This is a genomic window from Bradyrhizobium sp. Ghvi, from assembly GCF_900115265.1.
Lineage (GTDB): Bacteria > Pseudomonadota > Alphaproteobacteria > Rhizobiales > Xanthobacteraceae > Bradyrhizobium.
Window position 1 is genome coordinate 262,613 of the sequence record NZ_FOVU01000002.1, and the last position, 14,455, is coordinate 277,067.

Genomic DNA, 14,455 nt, shown 5'->3' on the forward strand with positions numbered 1-14,455 from the left:
TCTCACCCCTTGGCGACTTCCTTGGCGAACGTATCGCGCAAGCCGATGGTGCGTGAGAACACCGGCTTGGCGAGCGTCGAGTCCTTGTCGCGCACGAAATAGCCCTGGCGCTCGAACTGCATCGGCTCGGTTGAATTGCTCTCGGCAACCGAGGCCTCGACCCGCGCGTCGGAGAGTATCTCCAGCGAGTTCGGATTGAGGTCGGCCGCGAAGTTCGAGGCGTCCGGGCTCGGATTGGCGAACAGCTGGTTGTAGACGCGGATCTCCGCGGGCACGGACGTTGCTGCCGGCAGCCAATGCATGGTCGCCTTGACCTTGCGGCCGTCGGGCGCGTTGCCGCCCTTGGTCGCGGGATCATAGGTGCAGCGCAATTCCACCACCTCGCCTTTGTCGTTCTTGATCACGCCGGTGCATTTGACGAAATAGGCGTAGCGCAGCCGCACCTCGTTGCCCGGCGACAGGCGGAAGAACTTCTTGGGCGGATTCTCCATGAAGTCGTCCTGCTCGATATAGAGCTCGCGGCCGAACGTGATCTTGCGCGTGCCGGCGGAGGGATCATCGGGATGGTTGATCGCCTCGAGCTCCTCCGTCTGCCCTTCAGGATAGTTCTCGATCACGACCTTGAGCGGCTTCAAGACGGCCATGCGTCGCTGCGCCGTGCGGTTCAGCTCCTCGCGGATGCAGAACTCCAGCATGCCGACATCGACCACGCTGTTGGCCTTGGCGACGCCGATGCGCCTGACGAATTCGCGCAAGGCAGCCGGCGGCACGCCGCGGCGGCGCATGCCCGCGATGGTCGGCATGCGCGGATCGTCCCAGCCGGCCACATGGCCGTCGCGAACGAGCTGGGTCAGCACGCGCTTGGACAGCAGCGTGTAAGTCAAATTGAGCCGCGCCATCTCGTACTGGTGCGGCTTGGACGGCACCGGCAGCTTCTCGATGAACCAGTCATAGAGCGGCCGGTGATCCTCGAACTCCAGCGTGCAGATCGAATGCGTGATGCCTTCGATCGCGTCCGACTGGCCGTGGGCATAATCGTAGCTGGGATAGATGCTCCACTTGGTGCCGGTGCGCGGATGATGCGCATGCAGGATGCGGTACAGCACCGGATCGCGCAGATTGATGTTGCCCGCGGACATGTCGATCTTGGCCCGCAGCACCCGCGCGCCGTTCGGGAATTCGCCCGCCTTCATGCGGCGGAACAGGTCGAGATTCTCGTCCACGCTGCGGCCGCGGAACGGCGAGTTCTTGCCGGGCTCGGTCAGCGTGCCGCGAGACGTGCGGATCTCTTCCTGAGACTGGTCGTCGACGTAAGCGAGCCCGTCGCGGATCAGCTGCTCCGCCCATTCGTACAGTCGATCGAAATAGTCGGAGGCATAGAACAGGTTCTTGCCCCAATCGTAGCCGAGCCAGTGCACGTCGGCCTGAATGGAATCGATATATTCCTGCTCTTCCTTGACGGGGTTGGTGTCGTCGAACCGCAAGTGGCAGCGGCCCGGAAACTCCTGCGCGATGCCGAAATTGAGAGCAATCGACTTGGCATGGCCGATATGCAGGTACCCGTTCGGCTCCGGCGGGAACCGGGTCACGATCTCCTTGTGTTTGCCCTGATCGAGATCGGCCTGGATGATGTCACGAATGAAATCGCGCCCAACCTCAGTCGCCACCGGTTCTGTGCTCATCCTAAAATCCTGTAGGGAAATCAGCGGTTCTTCTGCCAAATTCGTGCCGTCAGGCCAAGCCCCATGCCGGGCTCCCGATCAAACTTCGGCGATCCTGGCCCGCACGCGCGCGAGAAAGGCAGTTCTGGACGCCGACGTGGAGCGATCCATGTCGTAATGCGCCAAGTAGAACGAGCGAACACGAGGCCCACACATCGGTTTCAGCGCCCGAAACAGCACCTTGCGACCAGGGTCCTGCATGACGATCCGGGTCAGCCACCACGGCGAGCCATAGCTCGTTACGACGCCAAACAGGCGGATATTGGTCAGCAACGGCCGGATGCGCCCGCCTTCCAGATCGTGAGCAAATGCCGTTCCGGGCGCCCAGACCCGGTCGAAATAACCCTTGAGCATGGCGGGCATCGAGAACCACCAATGCGGAAAGCAGAAGATGATGCCGTCGGCGTGCCGCAATTGCTTGACGAGGTCTGCCACCGCTTCGTCCGCGTAGGGGCTCTGATAATAGCTGCGCCTCTCCGCTGCGGTCATCGCGGGGGAAAAGCCCTCGCGGTAAAGATCGGTCGCGATGACCTCATGCCGGCGCCCGAGCGTCTCGACGATGGTTTGGAACAGCGCATGATTGTAGCTGTCGGTAACGGGATGGCTATGAACGACCTGGATTAGCATTGGCAAAATCTCCCATCCCTATGATACACGGTCGCCCCACAGCTTTACCCCTCTTGCTCGCTATCGAATGACCACACAAATCGTCACGCGCTTCGCGCCCTCTCCGACCGGCTTCCTCCATATCGGAGGCGCCCGCACGGCGCTGTTCAACTGGCTCTATGCGAAGAAGCACGGCGGCAAGATGCTGCTGCGGATCGAGGACACCGACCGTGAGCGCTCCACCGAGGCCGCGATCGGCGCCATTCTCGACGGCTTGAGGTGGCTGGAGCTCGGCTGGGATGGCGAGGTCATCTACCAGTTCAGCCGCGCCGCGCGCCACCGCGAGGTGGCCGAGCAGCTGCTTGCCGACGGCAAGGCGTACCGCTGCTACGCCACGGCAGACGAGCTCGCTGCCATGCGCGAGAAGGCGCGCGCGGAGGGCCGCACCCGTCTCTACGACGGCATGTGGCGCGACCGCGATCCGGCGACGGCTCCACCCGACGTCAAGCCGACCATCCGCCTGCGCGCGCCGCAGACCGGCGAAACCGTGATCGAGGACCAGGTGCAGGGGCGCGTGGTCTGGCAGAACGAGAACCTCGACGATCTCGTGCTTTTGCGTGGTGACGGCAATCCGACCTACATGCTCGCCGTGGTCGTGGACGACCACGATATGGGCGTCACCCACGTCATCCGCGGTGACGACCATCTGATCAACGCCGCCCGCCAGAAGCAGATCTATGATGCGATGGGCTGGGCGTTGCCGAGCATGTCCCACATTCCCCTGATCCACGGCCCTGATGGCTCGAAGCTCTCCAAGCGGCATGGCGCGCTCGGCGTCGATGCCTACCGCGCCATGGGATACCTCCCGTCTGCGCTACGCAACTACCTCGTCCGCCTCGGCTGGAGCCATGGCGACCAGGAGATATTCTCGACCGAGGAGATGATCGCCGCATTCGACCTTGCCAGCGTCGGCCGCGCCGCCGCCCGGTTCGATTTTGCCAAGCTGGAAAACCTCAACGGCCATTACATCCGCCACGCCGACGATCAATCGCTCGTGAAAATGTTCGAGGACGTGCTGGATCATGTCGTGCCCGCCCGCGACGAGATTAAGGCCAAGTTAAACGACAACACCCGGGCCCAGCTTCTCAAGGCCATGCCGGCCCTGAAAGAGCGCGCCAAGACACTGCTCGAGCTGATCGACGGCGCCTATTTCATTTTCGCCGACCGCCCGCTGCAACTCGATCCCAAGGCGGCAGCGCTGCTGACGCCCGAGAACCGCAAGCTGATCGGCCAACTGCATTCCGCGCTGGAGAATGTCGAGAGCTGGAGCAGCGCCTCGACGGAAGCCGCGCTACGCGCTTTTGCCGAGGAAAATAGCCTCAAGCTCGGCGCGGTCGCCCAGCCTTTGCGAGCGGCACTGACAGGACGCACGACGTCACCTGGTATATTTGAGGTTTTGGACGTGCTGGGACGCCAGGAAAGCCTGGGCCGGCTCAAGGATCAGGCTACGACGTAAGTAGGCTATGCGAGTGGCCATCTTGCAGCGCACACAGCAATAATATACCCATCTTGCCGTACATTCTGGAACATCCGGCCTGCCCCATCTTCTGCCTTGGGGGACTCCGGCTCCGGCCCGTTTCACCATACATCGGGGACCTCTGATGGACGCAAAAGACAGCCCAAAGACCGCGACGCTAACGGTCGGAAACAAGAATTACGATCTCCCGATCCTCAGCGGCAGCGTCGGGCCCGATGTCGTCGATATCGGCAAGCTCTACGGCCAGTCCGGCCTGTTCACCTACGATCCCGGCTTCACCTCGACCGCGAGCTGCCAATCGAAGATCACCTATATCGATGGTGACGCGGGCGTGCTCGAATACCGCGGCTATCCGATCGAGCAGCTCGCCGAGCACGGCGACTTCCTGGAGACCTGCTATCTCCTGCTCTACGGGAATCTGCCGACCGCCGCGCAGAAGAAGGATTTCGATTACCGCGTGACCCATCACACGATGGTGCACGAGCAGATGGCCCGGTTCTTCCAGGGCTTCCGCCGCGACGCCCATCCGATGGCGATCATGGTGGCCGCTGTCGGCGCACTCGCCGCGTTCTATCACGACTCCACCGACATCAACGATCCGAAGCAGCGCATGATCGCCTCCATGCGCATGATCGCGAAGATCCCGACGCTGGCCGCGATGGCCTACAAGTACACCGTCGGCCAGCCTTTCGTGTATCCGAAGAACTCGCTCGGCTTCGCCGAGAACTTCCTCAACATGTGCTTTGCGGTTCCTTGCGAGGACTACAAGGTCAGCCCGGTCCTGGCCGACGCGCTGGAGAAGATCTTCATCCTGCACGCCGACCACGAGCAGAACGCCTCGACCTCGACCGTGCGCATTGCCGGCTCCTCGGGCGCCAACCCGTTCGCGTGCATCGCGGCCGGCATCGCCTGCCTCTGGGGCCCGGCACATGGCGGCGCCAACGAGGCCGCGCTGAACATGCTCTATCAGATCGGCACGGTCGACAAGATCCCCGAGTTCATCGCCAAGGTGAAGGACAAGAACTCTGAAGTCCGCCTGATGGGCTTCGGCCACCGCGTCTACAAGAACTACGATCCGCGCGCCAAGATCATGCAGAAGATGTGTCACGCCGTGCTCAAGGAAATGGGCCATGGCGACGATCCGATGCTGAAGGTGGCGCTGGAGCTCGAGAAGATCGCGCTCAGCGATCAGTATTTCATCGACCGCAAGCTCTACCCGAACGTCGACTTCTATTCGGGCATCACGCTGAAGGCGATGGGCTTCCCGGTCTCCATGTTCACCGTGCTGTTCGCGGTCGCCCGCACCGTCGGGTGGATCAGCCAGTGGAGCGAGATGATCGAGGACCCGCAGCAGAAGATCGGCCGTCCGCGCCAGCTCTACACCGGCGTCCCCCGCCGCGACTACGTCGCGATCAAGGATCGCAAGTAAGGCTTTGGCCAAAACGGCTCTGAAGACGGCGCCATCTCACGATGGCGCCGTTTTTGTTTGCCGAGATACGAAGACGAATAAGTAGAGCACGGGGCGGCGGATGCGGATCACGAACCCGGTGGATGGATGGCTGGAGGTCGTGGCCTGCTCGCCCTTCCCTGATGCGGGCGGCGAGATGGTTCTCTACCCTCGGTGCGAGATTGATGGGGTCATCACCGCCGAACGTCTCGCCGCGACGGCCGTGCAGTACAGCGGGCATGACGTGCCCAAACGGAAATGGCCGCACCCAGGGATGATGCTTCCCGTGACCGTGGACCTCGCTGATCCCACGCGTTTCAGGATCGAGTGGGACTTGGTATCGACCGGGCCGGAAGCCGCCGAAAAGCTTGCGGCGCAATTGCGCGGCGAGCAGGAGGCAGGCGCCGGCGACCGCCGGCCGTTAGTCTGGCGCGAGGTGGAGCACGCCGCAGCATCGTCGTCGCTGGTCAACGGCCTCACACCCCAGCAGACGGAGATCGCGCTCGCGGGCGGTGCCGCAGCCCTCGGTCTGGTCCCGACCACCGCGACGGTCCTGACCGCGTCCGAGGCAGGGCCGAGCAGTGCACCGGGCGGAACATGGGACATCACGGTCCGCGTGAGCGATCCCGACGGCGGAACGGGCTGGGAAGCGGTCACGCGCATGTCATTCAGCAGCTCAAGCCGCCGCAAACATCGTACCGCCACTGGATGCGAGTTGCCCGTCCTGGTCGACCCGAACAATCGCAAGCGGATCCTCGTCGACGTCACGCGCCTGTCCTGACGCGGTGTTACGCTGTCTGGCCTTGCTGCCACGCACAACAACAAGTCGACGCATCATGTCCGCAGACGCTTGACAGGCAAGACGCTCCGCGCGCAAATTCTTACACTAAGTAAGAATGAAAACAGGGATGGAAATGCCGGAGCAGCCGAGAAGTCGGCGGCAGACGCGCGCTGCCATTTTGACGCATTTGCTTCAGTCCGGCGGCTCGTTCCGCCCGCCGCTGGCAAAAGCCGTGCGCCTGTCTGAAGCAAGCCTGTCGCGCATCCTGTTTGACCTGAAAGCCGAAGGCCTGATCGAGGAAATCAGGCGCCCTGCGCCTTACGTCGGCGGTCCGACGGGCCTCGTCTCGCTTGATGGCGCCATCGCGCTTGCGGGCCTCGAGCTGACCAGCCAGCACCTCAGCGTCGGTGTCGGCGGCCTGGCGGGAGAACTGCACTACAGCGAGCGCGTGCCGTTACCGAAACAGCCGACACCCGAGTCGGTTGGCCGGGTGTTTCGCGAAGCGTCGACCTTGCTGCGCGAGTCAACGCGGCAGCGGCGCATCCGGCTCGCACAGATCGGTGTCACCATTCCGGGCTTGGGGCGGCTGAGCGTATCAGGCAACCCGATCATTCCCTGTGACGTCGAACGGATCGGCGAGATGTTCGCCGAATTGTTCCCGGAAGTCCCTGTCGCTTTCACCAATTCAGTGGTTGCCCACGCCACTTTCCATCGTTGTCGCACGGACAACTATCCCTTCAGCGACGCACATCTGTTCGTCTTTGTCGGCCAGGGCGTCGCGGGAACCTGGATGGATGATCCAAGCGAGGGCGATGCTCTGCAGCCGGTTGAGCTCGGCCATATGGTGTTCGAGCCCGGCGGCCCGCGTTGCCGCTGCGGTCACCACGGCTGCGTCGAAGCCTATACGTCGTTGCCGGCATTGGCCGAGCTTCTGTGCACCACCGAAGCCGAGCTGGTCCAGCTCGGCAGTGAATGGGTGACCACGATCCCCCTCACATCGCGGGTGCGCCGGGAATTGCGTCAGCGGCTGTTCAGGCTTGGCCTCGCCATCGGCAACACGCTGAACGTGAAGCCTTGCCGTGGCGTCGTCATCAGCGGCTGGCCCTCGCTTCTAGCGGAAAACGACCGAAGGGCCGTCATCGACGGGATCGATGCGTGTCTTCTGGGTGGCCGCAAATCGGCGCAGGTGTCCCTCGCCTTCGTGCCGCCCTCGAATGGCAACGATCCGCAGGCAGCGCTCGCCTTCGCCGCGTTCTGCCTGGCCAGAAGCGGCGGCATGCCTGCCGCATCGACGGAGGCCGCCTGAAATGGCCTGAATGCTGCGCTTGCGCCAAAACTTTCACACCGGGAGGAACTTGCCATGCCGATCACGACAACAAGGCGCCGTCTGCTCGCTGGATCTGCTGCCGCGCTCGCGCTACCGGCCTTTGCCCGCGCGCAAGGCGCGGTCAAGCCACGCCTGACCGTAATCTCGCAATGGTCCGCAGGCAGCGACGGCGCGGCGATCACCGCGCTCGGCAAGAAGTTCGAGGAGAAGGGCGGCGTCTGGCAGCACTCGCCCGTTCCCGGCTTCACCACCGAGATGATGAACAAGCTGCGCGCTCAGATCATCGCCGGCGATCCGCCGGCCTGCTCGCAACTCAAGGGCCCCGAGATTGCGGCCTGGTCGAAGATTGCCCCGACGGTCGATCTCGACGCCGCGGTCGCGGCTGCCGGTTACGAGAAAGTCGTCGCGCCGGATCTTGCAAAATTGCACAAGCCGGCGGGCAAGTGGATCGCGCTGCCGTTGCAGATCTACAGCACCAACATGCTATTTCTCTCCAAACGCGCGATGGACAAAGCCAAGGCCGATAAGCCGCCGGTCACCTGGGCCGACTTCAATGCCCTCGCCGAGAAGATGAAGTCGGCCGGAATGACTTATCCCCTCGCCAACGGCGGCACCCGTCCCGATGACGGGCAAAAATTCGAGGCCTCCTTCGCCGGCATCAGCCCGACGGCATATCGCGCAGCCATCATGAATCTCGACAAGAAGGCCCTGGAAGGACCGGAGATCAAGGCAGCCTTCGCGCAGACGCGCAAGATCGCCGACTGGTGTGACCCCAATGTTGGCGCACAGCCCTATGCCACCAATCTGAAGCGCTTCGTCGACGGCGACATGGGCATGTTGATCATGGGCGGCTGGGCGCAGGGCGTGTTGAAAAACGCCGGTTTCAAATTCGACGACTACGTCATCGTTCCGGGTCCCAGCGACAATGGCAAGCCGGTGTTCCTGTTGAATGCCGATGCCTTCATCTTCTGGCAGCGCAAGGAAGCCGACCTCCAGGCCGGCCAGATGTTGATGGCGCAGCTCGTGATGGATCCGACGATCCAGACCATGTACTCGCAGATCACGGGATCGATCCCCGTGCGTACCGATGTCGATCTGTCCGGCGAGGGCTGGTCGGATGGTCAACGGACGACGGCGGCCGCACTGAAGAATGCCGTGGGCAACAATCAGGCCGTCCTGAGCCTCGCGCACAATATGGCCCAGGAAAACGGCCTCACGGCTGCGATGATCGACGTCATCACCGAGTATGTGAAGAACAAATCGATCAAGCCGGAGCAGGCGGTCAGCCGCCTCGCCGACGCCGTCGAGGGCGCGCGTTGACCGACGTCGTCTCGACTGCAACACGGCCGGGCCAGTCGGCGACCTCCGAGATGTTGCGCCGGCTGCCCGAGTTTCTAATGATCTGGGTGCCGCTGCTGTTATCAGCAGCGCACCTCATTACGTTTTCGATCTGGACGATCTGGATTTCGTTTACGCCCTCCACCCTTGTTCCGGTTACGGGCTGGGTGGGCCTGCGCAACTACACTGCGGTCCTCGCGTCGCGGAACTGGCAGATCGCCTTCGACAATCTGCTGCTGTTCGGCACCGCTTTCGTGCTGTTCAGCCTGGTCACCGGCCTCCTGCTCGCGATCCTGCTCGATCAGCGCATTCGCGGCGAGAACGTGCTGCGAACCATCTTTCTTTATCCGCTGGCGGTGTCGTTCGTCGTGACGGGCACGGTTTGGAGCTGGTTGCTCAATCCCGGCATCGGAATCGAGAAGCTCGTCCACGATCTCGGCTGGATAACTTTCAAGTTCGATTGGCTGGTCGACCGCGACATGGCGATCTGGACGATCGTGATTGCAGCAATCTGGCAATCTTCGGGCTTCGCCATGGCCCTGTTCTTGGCCGGTCTTCGCTCCGTCGACGCCGACATCATCAAGGCCGCGCAGATCGACGGCGCCGGACCTGTCAGAACCTATTGGCGCGTCGTTCTGCCGACGCTTTGGCCGATCACCATCACAGTCGTCGTTGTCCAGTTGCAGTTCGCGATCTCGGCATTCGACCTGGTCCGCGCACTCACCAATGGCGGGCCAGGGATCGCGACGCAGCTGCCGGCCCTCGTCGTCTACGATCTGATGTTCCAGCGCAGTCAGCTCGGCCGGGGCGCGGCGGCGGCGGTGCTGATGTTGCTCATCCTTCTTGCGGTGCTGCTGCCCTATGCAGCATGGCGTTATCTCCGGCGACGGCAGTCTGCGCATGCGTGACCAAGGCTTCGCCCCAAGCCGGGCTCTGATCTATCTCGTCGTGACATTGTTCGCGGCCGCCTACCTCGCCCCGCTGGTTGTCGTCGTGCTCAACTCGCTCCGGACCGATGAGGAGATCGCGCAGAGTTCGATGATCGGCTGGCCGCAGCACCTGGCCTGGGGCAATTACGCCCTCGCCTGGAGCGGCTTCTGCGTCGCGGAGACCTGCGCCGGTATTCGGCCCTACATGTTGAACTCGGCGCTCATCACCATCCCGGCGACGATCTTCTCGACCCTGCTCGGTGCTGTCGCCGGTTATGCCGTGTCGCTCTGGCGTTTTCGCGGCGATGTTTGGGTCTACGGCATCGTCACCCTTGGCCTTTTTCTGCCCCAGCAGATGCGTCTCTTGCCCTGGACCATCGTGCTGAGGGACATCGGGCTGATCAACACGTTGACGGGTCTCGTGCTGATCCACACGATCCAGGGCCTCTCCTTCACTGTTCTGTTCTGCCGAAACTACTATATCGCCATTCCCCACGAATTGATCCGGGCCGCACGCGTTGATGGCGCCGGGTTCTTTCGCATTTTCTGGCGCATCATCCTGCCGCTTTCCTCGCCGATCCTGATCGTCACCGTGATCTGGCAGTTCACGCATATCTGGAACGAATTCCTCTATGGCGTGACCTTCACGACCGGCCAGCAGCAGCCCGTGACGGCCGCGCTCATCGCGCTGTCTGCCGCGGTCGCCGATATCCCGCATCACGGCGTACAGAGTGCTGCGGTGATCATCGCGGCACTGCCCACACTGCTGATCTATCTCTTTGGCGGCAGGTATTTTGTACGCGGCCTCACTGCCGGGGCTGTGAAATGATGGATCTTTCATGACAGCCCTGAGCATTCGCGCGCTGTCCAAGCGCTATGCCAATCTGGAGGTGCTCAAGGGCATCGACCTCGACATCGAGAGCGGCGAGTTCACCGTGCTGGTCGGACCGTCCGGCTGCGGCAAGTCCACGCTGCTCAACATCGTCGCCGGGCTCGATCGCGCGAGCGACGGCACGGTCGAGATCGGCGGCCGGATCGTCAATGACGTCCCGCCCAAGGACCGCGACATCGCCATGGTGTTCCAGTCCTATGCGCTCTATCCCTCGATGACGGTGCGCCAGAACATCACCTTCGGCATGGAATGCCGCGGCGTCCCAAGGCTGGAGCAGGACAAGGCGGTGGCGAATGTCGCCAAACTGCTCCAGATCGAGCCGCTGCTCGCCCGCAAGCCCTCACAACTGTCTGGCGGTCAGCGCCAGCGTGTCGCGATGGGGCGGGCGCTGGTGCGCGATCCGCTGCTCTTCCTGTTCGATGAGCCGCTCTCCAATCTCGACGCCAAACTGCGCGTCGAGATGCGGATGGAGATCAAGCGGCTACACCAGCGCATTGGTGCCACCATCATCTACGTCACCCACGATCAGATCGAGGCGATGACGATGGCGACCCGCATCGCCGTGATGCATCGCGGCGTGGTGCAACAGTTCGCCGATCCTGATACGGTCTACCGCTATCCGGCCAATCTGTTCGTCGCCCGCTTCATGGGCTCGCCGCCGATGAACACGATGCCGGCCCGGCTCGAGGCCGACAGCAGCGGACCTGTGGTGGTGATCGGCGCAGGCCGGCCGGACGAGGTCCGCCTCCGCCTGCAAGGCTATGAGGCGGCCGCGCCCTATATCGGCCGCGAGGTGGTGCTCGGGATCAGGCCGGAATGCATCGCCGAGGGGGACCGCGTGTTCTCGGGCGCCATGGGCGCGCCGGTCATCGTCACCGCGCCGGTCGAGCTGGTCGAGCCTACGGGCGCGGAGACCATCGTCCTGTTGCGACTTGGCGGCGAGCCGGCGCAGGCGCGGATCTCGCCGGACATCCGGCCCGCGCCGGGTGCTACCGCCTCCTTCGCACTCGATACCCGCCGAATTTGCCTGTTCGACCCCGAGACGGAGCGACTGATCGCATGACCAAGACAAGCTATGCCGGCCTCGCGGACCGCGTGGTGCTGATCACCGGAGGCGCCAGCGGCATCGGTGCCGCCTTCGTCCGCGCCTTCGCCGCCCAGGGGTCGCGCGTCGCCTTCCTCGATATCGACACGCAGGCCGGCGAAGCACTGGCGCAGGAGGTGGCGAAAGCTTCCGGTGCCGCACCGCTGTTCGTGCCCTGCGATCTCCTGGACATCGACGCCCTGCGAGCCGCGCTGGCAAAGGTGCGGGGATCACTCGGTGACGCCGCGGTCCTCGTCAACAATGCCGCCAATGACCAGCGTCAGGTGCTTGCGGACGTGACGCCTGCGGACTTCGACTGGACGATCGGCGTCAATCTCAAGCACGTCTTCTTTGCGGCGCAAGCCGTGGTGCCGCAGATGCAGGCGCGCGGCGGCGGCTCGATCATCAACATGTCCTCGGTGGCCTGGATGCGCGGCGCGCCGGCCCTGCCGGTCTACGCCGCGGCCAAGGCAGCGATCGTCGGCTTCACCAACTCGCTGGGGCGCAAGTTCGGTGCAGACCGCATTCGCGTCAACGCGATTGCACCGGGGATGGTGATCACCGAGCGCCAGCGAAAGCTGTGGTATCCGGACGAGCGGCAGATTGCCGAAATGCGCAGCCGCCAGGCCATTCCCGATGCGGTGACGCCGGAGGATATTGCTGACATGGCGCTGTACCTCGCCTCAGATGCGAGCCAGCGCATCACGTGCCAGTGCTTCAGGGTGGACGGCGGCCTGGCCTAGCTCGCGCGTTGCTTCCGCATCGTCGCCAGCACGATGTCGGCGGCAAGCACGCTCGGCGATTTGTTGCCGGTCGACATGATGGTGTCGAGCTGCGCGAAGGCTTCGACCTGCTGCCGGCGCATCGGCGTGTCCGCCAGCACCTCGGACAGCGCGCCGGCGAGCTTCTCCGGCGTGCAGTCCTCCTGCAAAAATTCAGGGATCACGTCCTTGCCGATCACGAGATTGGCAAGGATCACCGAGGACACCTGGATCGCGCGGCGAAGGATGAAGGCCTCCATCGCCCCGACGCGATAGGCAGTCACCATCGGGACGCCCGACAGGGCCAGCTCCAGCGTCACGGTGCCGGACTTCGCCAGCGCCGCGCGCGCGATCCGGAAGGCGGCGCGCTTCTCGGCTTCGCCAACCACGATCTGCGGCTTGACCGGCCAGCTCGCTACGCCCTCGCGGACGGTGGCCTCCAGATGCGGCATGGTCGGCAGCATCAATTCGAATGCGACGCCCTGCGCTCGCAATCGTCCGAGCGCCGCGCCGAACAGCCCGAGATGATGCCGGATCTCGCTGCGACGACTGCCCGGCAGCACCAGCAGAACCGGCGGCTCGCTGTCGCGGCGCTTTTGTTCGTCCGCATCAGGTCGCAGCGAGGACAATTGTTCGATCAGGGGATGGCCGACATAGCTGCAAGGCGGCCCTTTCAGCTTGCGATATTCCTCCGGTTCGAACGGCAGCAGACCGAGCACGTGATCGACATAGCCGAGCATGGCGCGCGCCCGGCCCGGCCGCCAGGCCCAGACCGAGGGCGAGACGTAGTCGATAATGGGGATATCAGGATTCTTCGCGCGGACGCGGCGGGCGACGCGATGGGTGAAGTCGGGGCTGTCGATGATGACGAGCGCATCCGGTGCGGCATCCGTCACGGCGTCCGCGGTCTCGCGGAGCAGCCGCAGGATCTTCGGCAGCTGCTGCAGCACCCCCGCGAAGCCGACGATCGACAGCTCCTCGATCGGAAACAGCGTCTCGAGCCCCTCGCGCGCCATGGTGCGGCCGCCGACGCCTACGAACTGCACGCCGTCGCCAAGGCGCTGGCGCAGCACCTTCATCAGCGCCGAGCCGAGCCGGTCGCCGGATTCCTCGGTGGCGAGCAGAAAGATCTTCCTGATGGGATCGCGCATCTGCATCATGCGGGCAAACCGACGACGAAGAGATATTTGGCGTCGGCGAGCGCGATCATTGCCTGCGGCTCGGCGGCGATGGTGTTGCCGGCGACGACAGCAACGCCGGCAAGGCCGGCCTTGGCGGCGCCCTCGATCGTGCGCGGGCCGATCGTCGGCAAGTCGAAGCGCAGGTCCTGGCCGCTCTTGGGCGCCTTCACCAGCACGCCCCGTCCCGTGGCGGCGCGGATGCGGCCCTCCTCGCGCAGCCGCGCGACCCGCGCCAGCAGCGCATCGGTGCCCTCGATATCCTCGACCGCCACAACATGGCCGTCGATCACCACCGCGGCCTGACCGATGTCGAACGGCCCGAGCGCGGCGAGCACCGCGCGCCCGCGTTCGATGTCGCCCTTGGCCTTGTCGGCAGGCCAGGCGCGAGTGATGCAGCCTTCCGGCATCAGCAGGTCGGGCGCGACGTCCTTGATTCCGACCATGCGAAAGCCATCCTGCTCGAGGAGCCGTCCGACGCCGGACAGCAGATGATCATCGCCGCCACGAAAGGCGCGGACGACATTGCCGAGCAGCCGCAGCGTCTTGATGTCGAAGCGGATCTCGGTAAGCGAGGGTCGCACCAAGGTGCCGATGAAGATCAGGTCGCGGCAGCCCTCCTCGCGGAACAGCCGCATGGCGCGGCCGAGCTGGCCGACCGAGATCCAGCGATGGCGGAATTTTTCGACCTGCAGCGGATCGCAGGCGCCTCGCAGCGGGAACAACACCGGCGTGATCCCGCGCGCGGCAAGCGACTCGGCAACTGCGAACGGCATGGCGCCGCCGCCCGCGACCACGCCGATCGGTGATGAAATCGCAGGAGCCGCCGATGTCATGTCCGCGGCCATCGCAGC

13 protein-coding genes are annotated in these 14,455 nt (G+C 64.1%); 9 read left to right on the top strand and 4 right to left on the bottom strand.

Annotated features, from left to right (window positions below; all coding sequences use genetic code 11):
- Positions 1 to 2: 2 nt before the first annotated feature.
- Positions 3 to 1,682: a glutamine--tRNA ligase/YqeY domain fusion protein gene (locus BM374_RS07960; protein ID WP_092290751.1), complete on the bottom strand. Its 1,680-nt coding sequence runs from the start codon at positions 1,680 to 1,682 to the stop codon at positions 3 to 5.
- 78 nt (positions 1,683 to 1,760) lie between these two features.
- Positions 1,761 to 2,348, bottom strand: coding sequence for an NAD(P)H-dependent oxidoreductase (locus BM374_RS07965; RefSeq protein WP_092290753.1), 588 nt, complete (start codon positions 2,346 to 2,348; stop codon positions 1,761 to 1,763).
- A gap of 67 nt (positions 2,349 to 2,415) precedes the next feature.
- On the opposite strand from BM374_RS07965, the gene gltX reads away from it, so the two are divergent.
- The 9 genes from gltX (at position 2,416) to BM374_RS08010 (ending at position 12,405) form a co-directional block, all read left to right on the top strand.
- Positions 2,416 to 3,843 carry a glutamate--tRNA ligase gene (gene gltX / locus BM374_RS07970; protein ID WP_092290755.1) on the top strand — a complete coding sequence of 476 codons (1,428 nt, stop codon included), beginning with the start codon at positions 2,416 to 2,418 and terminating at the stop codon, positions 3,841 to 3,843.
- Between the two features lie 145 nt (positions 3,844 to 3,988).
- Positions 3,989 to 5,293: a citrate synthase gene (gene gltA / locus BM374_RS07975; RefSeq protein WP_092290757.1), complete on the top strand. Its 1,305-nt coding sequence runs from the start codon at positions 3,989 to 3,991 to the stop codon at positions 5,291 to 5,293.
- Positions 5,294 to 5,393: 100 nt separating this feature from the next.
- On the top strand, positions 5,394 to 6,092 hold the full coding sequence (locus BM374_RS07980; protein WP_244552546.1) for a hypothetical protein: 699 nt from the start codon (positions 5,394 to 5,396) through the stop codon (positions 6,090 to 6,092).
- Positions 6,093 to 6,219: 127 nt separating this feature from the next.
- Entirely contained in the window at positions 6,220 to 7,398 is a 1,179-nt protein-coding gene (locus BM374_RS07985; protein ID WP_177248168.1) for an ROK family transcriptional regulator, read from the top strand.
- Between the two features lie 54 nt (positions 7,399 to 7,452).
- On the top strand, positions 7,453 to 8,739 hold the full coding sequence (locus BM374_RS07990) for an ABC transporter substrate-binding protein (protein WP_092290760.1): 1,287 nt from the start codon (positions 7,453 to 7,455) through the stop codon (positions 8,737 to 8,739).
- A gap of 50 nt (positions 8,740 to 8,789) precedes the next feature.
- Complete coding sequence (locus BM374_RS07995; RefSeq protein ID WP_092291850.1) at positions 8,790 to 9,665, top strand: carbohydrate ABC transporter permease; 876 nt, start codon at positions 8,790 to 8,792, stop codon at positions 9,663 to 9,665.
- Entirely contained in the window at positions 9,658 to 10,515 is an 858-nt protein-coding gene (locus tag BM374_RS08000) for a carbohydrate ABC transporter permease (protein WP_177248169.1), read from the top strand. Before BM374_RS07995 ends, BM374_RS08000 begins: the two co-directional genes overlap by 8 nt.
- 10 nt (positions 10,516 to 10,525) lie before the next feature.
- Positions 10,526 to 11,641: an ABC transporter ATP-binding protein gene (locus BM374_RS08005; protein ID WP_092290764.1), complete on the top strand. Its 1,116-nt coding sequence runs from the start codon at positions 10,526 to 10,528 to the stop codon at positions 11,639 to 11,641.
- A complete protein-coding gene (locus tag BM374_RS08010; protein WP_092290766.1) occupies positions 11,638 to 12,405 on the top strand; it encodes an SDR family NAD(P)-dependent oxidoreductase in 768 nt (255 codons plus the stop codon). Before BM374_RS08005 ends, BM374_RS08010 begins: the two co-directional genes overlap by 4 nt.
- Here the strand turns inward: BM374_RS08010 and lpxB are convergent.
- Together lpxB and BM374_RS08020 are read right to left on the bottom strand one after the other, a co-directional pair.
- Positions 12,402 to 13,583, bottom strand: a complete 1,182-nt coding sequence (lpxB, locus tag BM374_RS08015; RefSeq protein WP_092290768.1) for a lipid-A-disaccharide synthase — start codon at positions 13,581 to 13,583, stop codon at positions 12,402 to 12,404. The genes BM374_RS08010 and lpxB overlap by 4 nt on opposite strands.
- Entirely contained in the window at positions 13,580 to 14,437 is an 858-nt protein-coding gene (locus BM374_RS08020; protein WP_177248225.1) for an LpxI family protein, read from the bottom strand. Before BM374_RS08020 ends, lpxB begins: the two co-directional genes overlap by 4 nt.
- Between the last annotated feature and the right edge of the window lie 18 nt (positions 14,438 to 14,455).